The organism is Cryptosporangium japonicum, assembly GCF_039524755.1.
GTDB classification, from domain to species: domain Bacteria; phylum Actinomycetota; class Actinomycetes; order Mycobacteriales; family Cryptosporangiaceae; genus Cryptosporangium; species Cryptosporangium japonicum.
This window is the reverse complement of record NZ_BAAAGX010000003.1, coordinates 1-13369: the sequence shown is the minus strand read 5'-3', so window position 1 is coordinate 13369 and position 13369 is coordinate 1. Positions and strand designations below refer to the sequence as shown.

Annotated in this window: 12 protein-coding genes and 1 pseudogene; 6 read left to right on the top strand and 7 right to left on the bottom strand. The window is 66.7% G+C overall.

Going from position 1 to position 13369, the window contains the following annotated elements; all coding sequences use genetic code 11:
• Positions 1-2: 2 nt before the first annotated feature.
• Both ABD437_RS01950 and ABD437_RS01945 read right to left on the bottom strand, forming a co-directional pair.
• Entirely contained in the window at positions 3-290 is a 288-nt protein-coding gene (locus ABD437_RS01950; RefSeq protein ID WP_344646969.1) for a hypothetical protein, read from the bottom strand.
• 77 nt (positions 291-367) lie between these two features.
• Positions 368-943 (bottom strand): hypothetical protein, encoded by a 576-nt coding sequence (locus ABD437_RS01945; RefSeq protein WP_344646968.1) that lies wholly within the window; start codon positions 941-943, stop codon positions 368-370.
• Between the two features lie 411 nt (positions 944-1354).
• Between ABD437_RS01945 and ABD437_RS01940 the strand changes: the two genes are divergently transcribed.
• The 3 genes from ABD437_RS01940 to ABD437_RS01930 all read left to right on the top strand — a co-directional run bounded on the left by ABD437_RS01940 (position 1355) and on the right by ABD437_RS01930 (position 3260).
• Entirely contained in the window at positions 1355-1669 is a 315-nt protein-coding gene (locus tag ABD437_RS01940; protein WP_344646967.1) for a cyclic-phosphate processing receiver domain-containing protein, read from the top strand.
• A gap of 900 nt (positions 1670-2569) precedes the next feature.
• On the top strand, positions 2570-2704 hold the full coding sequence (locus tag ABD437_RS01935; protein WP_344646966.1) for a hypothetical protein: 135 nt from the start codon (positions 2570-2572) through the stop codon (positions 2702-2704).
• A gap of 241 nt (positions 2705-2945) precedes the next feature.
• Positions 2946-3260, top strand: a complete 315-nt coding sequence (locus ABD437_RS01930) for a hypothetical protein (RefSeq protein WP_344646965.1) — start codon at positions 2946-2948, stop codon at positions 3258-3260.
• A 117-nt stretch (positions 3261-3377) separates the two neighbouring features.
• Here ABD437_RS01930 and ABD437_RS42940 read toward each other — a convergent pair.
• The 3 genes and pseudogenes from ABD437_RS42940 to ABD437_RS01920 all read right to left on the bottom strand — a co-directional run.
• A pseudogene (locus tag ABD437_RS42940) lies at positions 3378-3470 on the bottom strand (Imm8 family immunity protein); the annotation flags it as partial.
• A gap of 985 nt (positions 3471-4455) precedes the next feature.
• Positions 4456-4926, bottom strand: a complete 471-nt coding sequence (locus tag ABD437_RS01925) for an RICIN domain-containing protein (RefSeq protein WP_344646964.1) — start codon at positions 4924-4926, stop codon at positions 4456-4458.
• Positions 4927-5715: 789 nt separating this feature from the next.
• Positions 5716-6996: a TolB-like translocation protein gene (locus ABD437_RS01920; protein WP_344646963.1), complete on the bottom strand. Its 1281-nt coding sequence runs from the start codon at positions 6994-6996 to the stop codon at positions 5716-5718.
• A 659-nt stretch (positions 6997-7655) separates the two neighbouring features.
• Between ABD437_RS01920 and ABD437_RS01915 the strand changes: the two genes are divergently transcribed.
• On the top strand, positions 7656-8006 hold the full coding sequence (locus tag ABD437_RS01915; RefSeq protein ID WP_344646962.1) for a peptidase inhibitor family I36 protein: 351 nt from the start codon (positions 7656-7658) through the stop codon (positions 8004-8006).
• Between the two features lie 399 nt (positions 8007-8405).
• Here ABD437_RS01915 and ABD437_RS01910 read toward each other — a convergent pair whose 3' ends face one another.
• Entirely contained in the window at positions 8406-8792 is a 387-nt protein-coding gene (locus ABD437_RS01910) for a hypothetical protein (protein WP_344646961.1), read from the bottom strand.
• Between the two features lie 497 nt (positions 8793-9289).
• Positions 9290-9748 carry an SUKH-3 domain-containing protein gene (locus ABD437_RS01905; RefSeq protein WP_344646960.1) on the bottom strand — a complete coding sequence of 153 codons (459 nt, stop codon included), beginning with the start codon at positions 9746-9748 and terminating at the stop codon, positions 9290-9292.
• A 1294-nt stretch (positions 9749-11042) separates the two neighbouring features.
• Between ABD437_RS01905 and ABD437_RS01900 the strand changes: the two genes are divergently transcribed.
• Both ABD437_RS01900 and ABD437_RS01895 read left to right on the top strand, forming a co-directional pair.
• Complete coding sequence (locus ABD437_RS01900) at positions 11043-11384, top strand: hypothetical protein (RefSeq protein WP_344646959.1); 342 nt, start codon at positions 11043-11045, stop codon at positions 11382-11384.
• A 6-nt stretch (positions 11385-11390) separates the two neighbouring features.
• Positions 11391-13256, top strand: a complete 1866-nt coding sequence (locus tag ABD437_RS01895) for a hypothetical protein (protein WP_344646958.1) — start codon at positions 11391-11393, stop codon at positions 13254-13256.
• Positions 13257-13369 lie beyond the last annotated feature (113 nt).

Here is a 13369-nt window from a genome sequence, read left to right as displayed (position 1 = left end):
CACTAATCCGTAAGAGCGTCGCTCGATGGCGGACGATGGCTGCCGACCTCTCCCAGGCTGTCCAGTAGCCGTCCGCGTGCCGCCTGGAGGCGCTCGGAGTAGTCGGGCATGACGATCTCGACGAGCGCCCGATCCAACGTGCCGGCGATCGCGTAAAGCGGCGACCACACCGCACGCTCCTCGTTCACCAGGTCATCAAACCTCGGCGAGCCGATCATCCGGTCGAGCCAGCCGGAGAGCATCAGAGCCTGGTCCCTGGTGAGCTTGATCGCGAGAGCATCATCAGCCACCCGCGAAGGGCACGGGGCGTGCCCGGGGCGAGGTCGGTGTCTGTCCGATCAGCGGCATGTGAGTGCGTCGGTTGGGCTCAAATGAGGTCTGTCCAGAATTCGACGGTTGCCTGCGGTTCCCAAGGGACCTCGGCAGTCTGTCCACGGCCGAACTCCCGATCGATGTAATCGGCGATGTTCATGCCGTAGTGGATGATGTCGGTCTGCCACATCGAGAGCACCGGATGGCCGAACGTCCCTCTGCCGGCGGGCAGGTAACGATGTCCATAGATCGGCACCATCCGGGGGACCTGCGCGAGCATGCGTGCGGCGATGGCCAGCGCCGAGGCCGTGTCGCCTGGGCGGGAGCCCCATCCGTCGAACCAGAAACCGTTGTTCTCGACGTCGAACAGCACCCCCTCGGACGGCCACGCCAGACGCTCGCGGAGCGGTTCGCGTATTGCCGCACGCCAGTCCGGCCACGGCTCCGCATACGTGTAGATCACCCCGGGCTGGCGAGGTCTGGGCCGCGAGTTGACCGGCAGTCCCGCGCCGAGGAAGGCGCGGTGATCATCGGCGAACTGGAATCCGAACTCGTGCTCGATCCGAGCGAACTCCGTGTCACTCAGCCCAGGGTCGATCGCACACACCGCGCTGAGCTGGAGCCGATGCATAGCTTCTTGACCCAGGTCACGGCCGGCCGCACCAGAGCGCTCAGATGCCACTCCCATGCGGGTCTCCCTTCTCGTGAGGTAGTCGTCTCCCGCGGTCCCCGTCGCTGACGGGATAGAAGATCAGCCGCTCCGCGAGCCGGGGCGGCCAGGCGCGCTGGTCCAGTTCACGCACCAACCCCGGTTCCCTGCGCCCGGTCGGACGCCACAGGGGTCGTCGTTGCTGCTGGGCCAGGCAGGAGACCACTCTATGGACGGGCCGACCGCCCATGCGGCCTGGCTGGAGCCCGACAGTATCGACAGCTCGAGTAGAACGGCGACGAAGTTTCGCCGTCCATCCCGCGCGTACGGCCTGGCAGCGTGAGATTCGGATATTAGTTCCAGGCACGGTGGGAGACCCGACATCATCGTGCGATGACAGAGCGCAAGCCGACGATCGTCCTCGTCGATGATCTGCGCTCGTTCGTTGACGGCCGGCCGGCCGAGGTAGCGCGCACGAGCTCAGCCGGAGTCGAGCTTCTCGAACGGCACCGCGGCCACCGGCTTGATGAGCTCTGGCTCGACCATGACCTGGGCGGCGATGACACCATCTGGCCGGTTGTAGAGGTCCTGGAACGGGCCGCCTTCGAGGGTCGACCATTCGATATCGGTGTCGTCGTCGTTCACTCCGCCAACGCCGCCGGCGCCGCGAGGACGAAACACCGTCGCGAAAGCCTGTCCGCGGCATGAGCGAGCCCTCCGAGGCAGCAAGGGCCTGTCTCACCAATAGTGTTTCCGGCGGTGGATTAGTAGGTCTGACCGGCAGCTGTTCAGCGCGCCGCTCGTCATCGACGACGAGCTGTGGCTCTCGATCGTCGTCAGCCGGATCGCCCTGCACGGGGCCGGGACCTGGGTCACGCTTCCCCTCCATGGTCAGCGCCGGCCAGTTGCCCTGCGTGGAGCCCTCATGGGAGGTCGAATGGCGGCTCCCGCCGCCAGCGAGCATTCTCGCAGCGCTGTGATCGACCCGGGGCGTCGGTTGACGGCGGTAGGGCATCAAGGTCGCTTAAACGCGGCAATTGAGTGCGTCACTTGACATGCAACCACTGAGCCAGCCGGCACGAGCTACGGTGCTGCTCAACTCCGTCACGACCTCGAGGGTGGGTATGACACTGCCATCGAAAGGCGCTCGTCGGATAACTGTCGACGGCGTGCAGTTTCGTTGGAGGGTCCGGCGTCGGCCGACCTACTCGCAAGCCCTGACCTGGTCGCCGATGAGGTTCGTCGTCGAGAACGCCGAGGAACAAGGCGCCTGTCTCGTTGTCGATTTGCCGGGCCCGCACCCGAGCAACTGGCTGTCAGCCTCTGGCCGGCCAGTGTTACCCGCAACTGTGGCGGCCGCAGTTCGCCAGGCGCTGGCGTCTGGCTGGCAATCCACGGCCCCCGGACCGCCGTGGACCATGTCGCTGCTCGACGCAGGGGCTGAGGAGAACGCACTCCGCAGTCGCTGACGCGGCAACGGGTCCCGGGATAAGCAAGTGTTCGGAAGCGAACGTTCCGGCCGTTACGTCGCCGATCTCGCCGGCGGCCGATCCGCGCGAAGCTCATGGCACAGCAGGAACACACACTTCTTCTTGGAGGCTGGACGACATGAGCGGCTGCTACGACTACTCGTACGACTACAACCAGTGCAACGACTGGGACTACAACGAGTGCAAGCCGCGTCGTCGTCGCCACCACAAGAAGCGCTACAACGACCGCTGGGACTACAACCCCTGCAGCTGAACCACCTGAACAGCGAGGCCCGCAGCGCACCCCCGCTACGGGCCTCGCTGTGTGTTGTCGGCGCGGTCAGTGTGTCGGCTGCGCATGATCAGAGACGACGTCGTCCCCGCAATCCGCTGACTCGGACCGGCACTTGATCGCGTGGCGCCCCGCGAAAGCGGGACGCCCTATCAGCGGCACGAGAGTACGGCTCGAGTAAGTGATGTTGCCCCGCGACGCGGCGCGGTTGATCATACGTCGCGTGAGCTACATCAGAGTCGAGGTGGTGCGTTGGGTAGACGCCGAATGGCCCGGTTGGATGGAAGTGCACCTCCGGGAGGCGGACGGGAGCACTGCCACCATTGTCGAGAAGGTGCCTGTTCTCCTCTGGGATGAGCTACCAGCTACCGAGCTGGGGCTTCCCGCTCAGATCGATATTCCATGTGATGTGCTGGAACGTGAACAGGACGTTGTCGGCCGCGCGTACGCCCTCGTGCGGCTGCGCTTTCGCATCGAAGCCCAGGGCGGCCGCAACACCTTTCGCCTCCCTGGTGGCGATGTCACCGGTTCCCGGTAGGGTCTGTTCACCTCGCGGCACCGGTTGCAGAGAGGTACGCAATATCGGCGGCATTAGCGGACGTCTCTCCGGTCGGATTCCGAGTTCCACGAACCGCGCAATGAATTGCTAGCGGTCTCACGATCGGTACGACTCGAACTCCCACGGGCCGATCTGAGCCAACTGCGCCGCGATCTTGCGCCACGAATCTCCGGAGCAGTCTTCGACTCTGCGCCGGAGTACCGTGAGCCATCCAGTCCACGCTGCGCCGGGCTCTCATGCAATCGCTCTAGGAGGTAATCTCGTCCGACTGCTGCAGACCAACCGCCGACGAGGAGCGCCGAACGACACTAAAGCTTCAACGCTCCGCGCCAATTGAGTGGAGCGTTCGACGTATCCGGCCGTTCCTGACGCCACCTTGGACGACTCTTCCGGGAGGGCTTCAGGGCAGAATGTGACCTCCGATACCTAGGCTGCCGTGTCCACGGATCGTCGTCGCAGCGGTGAATCCCCCTGGCTGGTCGTGAGGAGATGATCGGTGGTCTGCAGATTCACCGTCCGGTACAGCGGCACTGTGTCCGGCCCGGGTAGTGGCCAGATTTAACCAACGACTCTCTCAAAAGCGAAGCCGTGAGCAACGTCGCGCTGTACCTCGCAGTAGTGGGTGGTTTAGTTCCGGTCTCCGGCCGTGGGGTGATTGAGCCGGTACAGCGGAACGGTGCCGACGCGACCCTCGAAGATGCACCCATGGTGCTGGCCGGCACTGCGGACCTCATCCTCGCTCCTTATGTATAGACGGTTTGTGACACTGGCGTTTCACATCCGGTGGAGCGTCGCCGCCGTGGTGGCCGTTGCGGCCGGCCGACCACGAGCCCGAGACTGAGCCTGTGCAGCCCCTCCCGAAATGGAGGTTAGGCAGAGGGCCACCGTCAACGCTGTCCCAACCTGCAATCGCCGTCGTGCGCGCACCACGTCACCGACGTAAGTCCGACCCGGACTCCGATAACTGTGGTTCGAATCCTCACGCGCGTCCGGGTAGGGCCATGTTGAGATCTCTGACAGCCACGCCTAGTACTGCGCGGCGAGCAGGGGACCGTGGGAAGCCGTCAGTGCGCCGAAGCTCGGCGCACTGACGCCGGAACTGCGCGCGTTATCAGCAGCACGGTCGGCACGCCGTGGCCACGGACCCTGTGCGGCCACGGCGTTGTTCGAAGCCTCAATACCAGCGCATTTCGGCGTAGTCCTGGCAGCTCCACATGACGACCCTGGTGCCATCGCCTGGATTTCCCTCATAGACGTCGAGGCACTTATCGTTGAGCCGGCTGCGAATCTGTTGCCCATACCGGTACCAGCGCATTTCGGCGTAGTTCTGGCAGCTCCACATGACCACGCTAGTGCCGTCACCGGGGTTTCCCTGAGCGACGTCGAGGCACTTGTCGTTCAGCTTGCTTCGAATCTGTTCGCCGTCCCAGTACCAGAGTTGCTCGGCGATGTTTTGGCAGCTCCACATGACCACGCTAGTGCCGTCACCCGGGTTTCCCTGAGCGACGTCGAGGCATCTATTGTTCAAGAAGCTGCGAATCTGTATGTAATTCGGTTCGGCGGCCGCCGGCGACGCATCCGGTATTATTACCGTAGCGGCAACCAGAATTGCAGTGAGGCAGCGCATCCAACGGGTCGATGTCATAGGTATTTCTCCTCGATCTTCATTCGAACTTGGCATGGGTGTGCGTTTGAGCCATTAGGGTCGAGACTCGCGGCATGGTTTGAATCGCTGGTCGAACCGGTAGGCCGTCTCAGGCGCCCGCCGCATTTAGCTGCAGCGGATCCGGAAGTGGATGGCGTCGGTTGTGCGGCCGCCGCCTCCGACTGCCGTGAGGTAGTGCCCGTCCCGGGTGCTGATGCAGCAGGAGTCCGAAGCGCCGGTAGCCGGCGTAACGGAGTTGTTTGCCTTGCGGTCGCCGCACGGGGCCCGCGAGAACGGCGAACTCCAGTGCGAGGAACTACGGCGGCCAAGGCCGAAACCCCCAGGCGTGGCATAGCTTCCCCCGATTGCCTGCCGCTAGACGCCCTGACCATAAACCTCGTATGCCCATAAAAGCCATAAGAAGGACGACGGACTGAGCAGATCGCGTTGCGGTGCCTGAAGTCGGTGGGCGGGGATCGGGTAGTCACGATGCCGTGCCGACCGCTGAGCGGCTCGGAGCGAAGTTCCGCGCCGGCATACTGCAGTACCTAGGGCGATGTATCCAGCGACCTAGCCCATCCGCTGGAGTGCGCCGGTGTGCTCGCGCGAGGGGTGCTGCGCCTCCGGCAGCCGCGTGAGACGGTGCGGATCCACCTGTGCACTCGGCCAAGGCGCGCAAGCCGCACCGCGACAGAAGAGGACGCCGCGATCGGAGTTGTGAGCGCGGGTTGGGCTGTTCGAATTGTTTATCGCGGGGCCCGGAACAGCACCTGTCCGTCGGAACCAGGATTATCGGAGGCGGGTCAGGAATACGTCTGGGAGGTAATTGGTGTCGCCGGGTACCTGTCCCTCAGCATTCGTCGTGAACGAGAGGAATCGGCCGTCTGCGCTCAGGCTGGGGTACCGGATCACCGGTCCGCCGGTACCTGACGAGCCCGTACCTGACGGTCGGATTGACTGGCTCGTTCCGGTGGTCGTGTCTTTCACGTAGATGACCGGCCCGTAGCTCGGCCCGCGCGGAAACACGAGGTCTCGACCCCATTCGCTACTGAACGCTACGTATCGGCCGTCCGCGCTGATGCTCGGTGTGTCCGGAATCTGCCAGGCGCTCTGCTGGTTCGCGTCCGCGACCAGCAGGTTAGTGTCGCGCCATACATCCCGCTTGAGGATTCGACCGTTGCCGTTCTCGTAGTAGGCCACGTAGCGGCCGTCGTAGTTCATCGCTAGCCCGGTCGGCTGGGGCCGGTGGGTCAGGTCGACCCACCAGAGGGCTTGCCGCGTCGTTCGGCGAGAAAGGTCCCGGACGAACATGCCCCAGGTCGCCGGGCTTACCTTCCGGTGCACAACGGGGAGCTCCTGGACCAGGTCGGTCGAGGTCGACCAGAACGCTGCGAACCGCCCGTTGCCGCTGAGAGTCAGGCTCGAGACTCGGCCGTTGGCCGGCTGGCCGGTGGGGGTCACATTGACGTCGACGACCCGGCCGGTGGCCGTGTCCGCGATCAGGTGACCGGACGCCACCAGCCGCCCGGCAGCATCCAGGCTCGGCGGGCTCGGCGGCTGGTCGGGCGCCGGCAGGACACGTGTGGTGCGGCCGGTCGGCAGGTCACGGACGAAGATGTCCGCCCGGCCGTCGGTGTCGCCGGGCACCAGGACGTTGCTCGTCGACCGGTACGCGACGCGGTTGCCGTCGGCGCTGATCACCGGCATCCGGCCGCCGTCCGGGTTGGGCTCGGCGTTCGTGGATGCCGAAACCCGGACGAGGTGTCCGGTCGCGTATTCGTAGGCGAAGACGTGGTGGCCCGTGTCGTCCGGGATTAGATTGGTGGCGTCCGACGCGAACGTGACCCAGCGCCCGTCGGCGCTGACCGATGATCGACCTGACCAGCCGTTGGCCTGGCCGCCGGTGCTTGAGACCGATACCCGAACGGTCGCGCCGACCGGCAAGCGGTCGTCACCGAATCCGGGTTGCGTTCCGAACAGCCCAACGCCAACCGCGACGACCAAGCCGATGATGCCGCCCGAGAGACTTCCAGCCATAAGTTCAATATCGCCCGGAAATCGTCCTGCCATGCATTTCGCGAAAGTAGTTACTTCGTACGTCTGTGTCGAGGCTGCCGTCGGTCTCCCAGAGGGCAAGCCGGAACTGTGTCCACAGATATTCCGCGACTTACTCTCGTCGGCGTGAGCGTGCATCTCCGCGCGGCTGCCCCTGGCTATCGGGATGCGCTGTGGCGTCGGGGAAGCGCTCTTGCGCCTCTGCCAATGACGTGTCGTCAGCCCTGGGGAGAGGTTTGATGACGTCGTCCGGCTGGTTCGCCGGTGGTGAAGGCGGCTCTGAGGCAGCCGTCGCCGCACCGATAGAAAGCGCCGACGGGTGGAGCGTCCTGCCCGTCTGTCCCGGAGCCGTGGGCAAGGCTAGCCATCTCGGCTGGCCCGCAGTGGATCTTCGTCGCCCAAGGGACGTTAACGATACGCGTCTGGCGCGAGGGTCGCCGCGCCAAAGCAATGAGCCATGCACTCACTCGCTGCGACATGTCGATCGCAATGCGCACATATGATTGGTGAACGATGGTAGACACACGGCTGAAGATGCCCGGTCGGGGCATTCAGCTTCTTTCAGGAACGTACCGAGCGATCGCGTACTAATTCTTAGGTCGGTACCGTCCGGCTCCATGAGTCCTACTACCCTACGAACTCGCTCCGGTCGGCCGCGTGGGCGTCGCAGCGCCGTGAGCGCATTGCTCGCCGCGCTGTTGGGCCTCTCGGCCAGCCTGATTCTCGCGACGCCGGCTCAGGCCAGCAGCGCCGACTGCTACACCAGCACCGTGTGCCTGTGGGAACACTCCGACTTCACCGGTCAACTCTGGCGGCAATACCCCGCGCAGATCACTCCGTGCCGTAGCTTCGTGCCCGACGGATTCAACGACGAGGCCACCCGGATCTGGAACCGGTCCGACAAGGTCATCAACATCTATGAGCACGCTAACTGCAAGGGTCGCGGTAAGGCCATCTTCCCCGGCGAAGGCGTCAACTTCGACAACACTTTCTTCAACGACGTCGCGACGTCGATCAACTACTGATCGGTCCGGCACGAAGAGGTAGCCCGCGAACGGACGCTGCGCTGCGCGCTGCAGATTCCAGCGCGCAGCGATCCGCGCGCCACCGGGCGAACGGCTTCGACGGCGGTGGTTCCAGCCTTAGTGGCTTCAACGCTGCGAACGCGCCCCATCGCTATCGAACGGACCCTCGCCCCACGTTCCCATACCCCTCCTGAGAGGTCAGCATAGGGGACTGCGATACCCCCTCGATCCGCCGGCGAGCACAGTCCGGGATCTCATTGGGCCGATGAACCAACCTGCTGACGGCGGCATGTGCGGATGTTCCAGGACCACCGAGCCCCTGTTGGGGTTGAGTGCTTAGATGCAACGTCGTGCGCTACTCGCGGCCGAAATGAAACGTCGCGGTCACCGCCCGCTCACTCAGTACGTCAGATCGAACTGCAGGCGAGGGTTGACCGGCGATCCGACGACGACGTGGATCGCGTGCTTGCCATCGCCGGCGCCCCGAGGTCCGTCGAAATTCATCAAGCCAGCGTCCGGAAAGTCTCCCTCACCTGAGGCCGTCGCTTTGCTGTAGCCGGCGAATACGCTCCCACCGCAGGCGGTGCTGAAGCCTGCGTCGTAGAGGGCTCGGACGACGGTAGCCGCGATCTCCCGGTCAGTTCTGCCCCTCTTAAGAACGACACGAACAACGGTGGTGGGGCAGTCCGCGAGCCCTGCCTTCTTCACCGACAGGACTTGGTCGGCCGGAAGGCCGGCGAGCCTGAGCGCCTGCAAGTCCGCGAGTGTCTTGGGTGGGAACGTCACCGACGGAGGTGGCGATGCTTTGGTCTTCGGTGGCGCGGCCGATTCTGATGGGGGCGGGCTCGCGATCCTCGGAGTGGGTGTCTTCGACCTAGGCGCCGCAGGGCTGCTTGGCGCCGCAGCGGACCTGCGCGCTGCCGCCGCGGTTGAGGTGGTGGGGTCTGATGTTGACGAGGTCTCCGGGCCAGGCAAATAGAGATTGGCGTACGTGACGATGCCAGCCAGACCAGTACAGCACAGCACGACTGGGACGGTCACGGCGATCGCGATAACGATGATGCGCCGCCTGTCGTTCGCCGACCGCGCTGCCATCATGGGCAGGATTATGTCGTCCGGCAAGACGCCCGCGGGTCGGAACACCTCGGCGAGCTTCCGGCCCGGGACGCACCCGCGTTTCGGGTTTCGTCGCGTCCGCAGCAACGAACGCCGACTCGAAACGACGATCGCCCCTCGGCGGCAGGTCCGGATGTCTCTACGACAGCCCGCCCGGACGTGATGAGTCAGGTGATCTTGCGAGGCATGTATCCGAGAACGAGTTCGTCCAAGGCCTGCGGCATCTGACCGAAGGTGGCGAGAACACCGTCCACGACGTAAATCTCTGCCTGCTCGTCGATGCCAAGAAACGCACATGCGCAGGTTCCGCTGGCCAGCTCGCCGATCGGAGCGATGTCGCGGCCGATCTGCCGGCCCCATTCGATGAATCTGTCGGCTTCGCCGCAGCATTCGGTTGGTACGAGCGTGATTGGCTCGCGGGCGCGGGTGACGCCCGCCCCACCATCAGGAACGGTGAGGCCTCCGAACTCGGAGAGGAACTGAAGCGCAATCGAGTGCATGGGTGGGAACCCGTCTGCTACCAGTTCCGACTCCCATCTCTGTGTACTGACAGCGCGATTGGCGTGCCACCCGACCGATTCAAGGATGCGCCGGGTTTGCTGCTGATGGGCGCTCGGGGGGTTCACGGCAGCAACGGTAGGGGCACACGCAACCTAGCGGCGAACGATCACGACGTCCTCAACTCGGCATGAGCGTGCGTCGTCCGCCACGTCACCGAGCGGCGGCCCTAGGGTGATTTGCCGTGACGGGGTACGACGTTCCGTTGGCCGACTGTCCGGCCCGCACCACGCTGGAACTGACCTCGGGGACCTGGCTGATCGGTCGGACTCGCGCACGGCCCGCAGCGGTACTCGGATCTGCACCGACGGGCCGGCGGGATCACCAGGAAGACGCTGGCCCAGGCCGTCGCCAGCGGCCTGGTAACGAAGCCGGGGAAACAAGGTGGCGCCTACGCGCTCACCGACCTGGGGGCTCGCTGACCGCGCTCACCACCTGGGCCGAGACGCACGCGGACGAGCGCGCCGAGCCGTGCGGTCCGTCGGGCACGCCGGGGTTTCCTCGGGCTGCCTACCGTGGGACCTCACCGACGGATGCCCGGAACGGGGCGCGCGACGGCATGACTCGAGATGACGGCGTTTCGCTGGTCGCCGGTGCGTCAGGCACCGTGGGCGGCGGTGTGGCCCGGCATCCCCCGTGCGTGTGCTGGTCCGTCCGGGGTCGACGGGCGCGGCCCTCGCGGGGGTCACCCGGGTCGACGCCGACCGTGCCGGCCTGCGTCCGACCCACGCCGGCGTGCCGGCGGCGCTCCTGCTCGCCGGGTACCCGGACCTGCCCGGCGTGCCGGCCGACCTCCGCCGGGATCGAGCGGGTCGTGCTGCTCTCCAGCGGGTACGTCGTCGGCGGCGATCTCGGCGATGCCGTCGTCCGGTTGAAGTCGCCGTGCGTGACAGCGGGCTGCGGTGGACGGTCCTGCGCCCCAGCGGGTTCATGTCCAACACCCTGAGCGGGCGCGCGAACCGATCGCCGTCATCGATCCCGACGACATCGCCGCGGTGCCTAGCCTGGTGCTGCGCACGCCGGGGTACGACGCCCGGAGCTACCGCCTGACCGGGCCCGAGACCCTGCCGCCCTCCGAACGGGCGGCCGTTCTCGGCGACGTCCGGGAACGACCGATCGAGCTCGAGCCGGAGGCGGACGACGAGGCACGTTCTTCCAGTTCTTCGGCCGCGGCTACGACGACGCGTCCGTGGACGACGGCGCGCCCGCGTTGCTCGGGCGTCCCCTCCGGACGTTCCGCGACTGGGCGACGACACACGCCGACGCCTTCCGCGGTTAAAAGTCCCGGTGAACCCGGCGGCGCTCCGATCCGTGTCGCTGGCGTCACCGATCGTTGCTCTCCGTCGACGAGGGGCGTCTGTCATGGAGCCGGAGCAGCTCTCGGCCAGCCCGGCCTCGCTCTCGGGGGCCGCCGCCGAATTGCACGACCTCGCACACGACCTGAAGCCCGGCGTGTTCGATCTCTTCCTGCTGGACGAGGCCGGCGAGCCACGGAGCCATCCGGACGTCGACGCGGCGATGCGTACGTTCGGCGAGTTCGCCCGCGACCAGTACCAGGACGTGGCGGCGTTGCTGGTGGCACTGTCGACCCGGGTGAGCGCCGCGGCGGGCGGTTACCGCGACGCCGATCTGGCCGCCGCCGCCGAACTGACGACGCTGCTGGCCACGGCCACCTACGTGCCGTCGAGCGGTCGGCCGGACTGATCGCGCATGGCCTATCGCGACGACGTGGCGTTCATCGAGCGGATGCGCCCGGAGTTCGTGCGGGTGGTCGCCGAGGAATGCCTGCGCGCCCGGGACCTGCTGCGGTCGGCCCTGCCGCGCCTGACCCGGCTGCGCGGCGGCTCGGTGCAGTGGCGCTCGGAGGCCTACGACCTCTGCCGGCGACGGCTCACCGAGAGCGTCGACCTGGCCGAGGGCCTGTACGACGGCTACGACCGGGCCGGCGCCGCGATCAGCGACTACGCGGCCGCCCAGCACCGCGCGAAGATCCTCGTCGAGGACGGAGTCGCGGCGGAGACCTCGCTCGGTGACCTGATCGCCGACATCGTCACGACCCAGTCGCCGGCGGTCCGGCTCGCGGCTCCGCTGCGGCAGTGGAACGACCTCCGGTCGACGACGAGCATCAGCGACTTCCTGATCGAGGCGACCCAGCGCGACGCGATCGACCGGGTCCGGACCACGGCGGAGACACTGTGGAGCCACGCGAGCGTCGCGTACGACGACGCGCTGCGGGTCGAGCGGGACGCCCGGCACGACACGGTGGCCCGGTTGCGCTCGGCGTACCGCCTGATGCCGGACCTGCGTGCCGCCTCGACGCTGGCCGCGACGATCGTCGCCGTCACCCCGGGCCTCGACGGCCCGCGCGGCCAGTCCCACCGCATCGGGCCACCGACCGCGCCCGCACTGCGCTTCGACGACGACTTCCCGTACGACCCGGAGGCGCGGGCCACCCCGAGGGACTATGCGAGCTGGGAGAAGTGGAACCTGCAGCTGGACGGCGCCCGAGCCGCGCGTCCGGACCTCGACGACGCCACCGAGGCGTACGCCCACTACCTCGAGGGAACCGGCACCGACCTGCGGGTGGACTACGAGGAGGCCTACCGCGAGGACGGCACGATCCGGAAGGCCGTGGACGCGGAGATCAGCGCCGCTCAGCGCGACGCCGAGCGTCTCTACCTCCAGACCGGGCAGACCGGGTTCCAGCTGACCGGCGACCCGTCCAGCGCCGGCCGGCTCGCCCACACCGGCTACGGGGCGTCGACCGAGAATTGGCAGAAAGCGCTGGGGGAGCACACGCTGTACGGCACGGCCGACGTCGAGGTGCACGGAGACCAGATCACGATGCGCGTCACCGTGCACGCGGAGGACCGGTACAACTTCAACCGGGACGCCGCCGACATCGCCACCGGAGCGCCCGACAACGACAACGGCCGGTTCTCGACGCTGGGCTGGGCCGACGGATTCCGCACGTACGGAGAGGTGGAACGCACGGTGACGTGGACGATCGGCGACCCGGACGCGGCCGCGCCCAGCGGCGGGAGCGGACCGGACCGGACCGGGATGCGCCGGGCGAGGATCGTGCGGACGGACGGTCGGATGGCTAGGCGGTGGATCGTGGCGGCGGTCGTCGTGCTCGCTCTGGCCGGCTGCGACGGCACCCCGGCGGCGGACCGGTCGCCGACGCCGTCGGTGACGCACTCGACTACGCCGGTACGCACGGATCGGGAGCCGATCACGAAGCGTTTCCCGGCGCTCGGAGCCTTCCGCGACGTGCACTGGCAGGCCACCACGACGGTGTTCACCGACAACCGGGTGCCCGGGCCCAGCGACACCACGATCCAGGCGGTGGTCGGTCTCGCCGAGACCGATCTCGCGGCGGCCCGGAGCGGCTATACCTGGGAGACAGCGCCGGCCGGCTGGGACGACGACGTTCCCCAGCCACTCCGCGCGTACCTGCCGAAGAACGCGGAGTGGCGACACAGCGAGCAGTACGACGCGGCCGTGCTGCCGGCGTCGAACGGCAACGTCTACCTCGACGACGCCGGCGGGACCGTCTACCTCGCCGCGTACTGACCCCCGGAACGTCGTACAGGCCGCGGACCCGTTCGCGACGTGGCCAGATCCAGGCGCTATTCGGCTAGGGCTTGTCCTGCGAATCAGGTCAGCCAGATCAGTGTCGCGGCGAG

Excerpts from the sequence above, each read along its gene's own strand:
- ABD437_RS01945 (WP_344646968.1), bottom strand. The coding sequence starts at position 943 with ATGCATCGGCTCCAGCTCAGCGCGGTGTGTGCGATCGACCCTGGGCTG.
- ABD437_RS01940 (WP_344646967.1), top strand. The coding sequence starts at position 1,355 with ATGACAGAGCGCAAGCCGACGATCGTCCTCGTCGATGATCTGCGCTCG.
- ABD437_RS01935 (WP_344646966.1), top strand. The coding sequence starts at position 2,570 with ATGAGCGGCTGCTACGACTACTCGTACGACTACAACCAGTGCAACGAC.
- ABD437_RS01925 (WP_344646964.1), bottom strand. The coding sequence starts at position 4,926 with ATGACATCGACCCGTTGGATGCGCTGCCTCACTGCAATTCTGGTTGCC.
- ABD437_RS01920 (WP_344646963.1), bottom strand. The coding sequence starts at position 6,996 with ATGGCAGGACGATTTCCGGGCGATATTGAACTTATGGCTGGAAGTCTC.
- ABD437_RS01900 (WP_344646959.1), top strand. The coding sequence starts at position 11,043 with ATGGAGCCGGAGCAGCTCTCGGCCAGCCCGGCCTCGCTCTCGGGGGCC.
- ABD437_RS01895 (WP_344646958.1), top strand. The coding sequence starts at position 11,391 with ATGGCCTATCGCGACGACGTGGCGTTCATCGAGCGGATGCGCCCGGAG.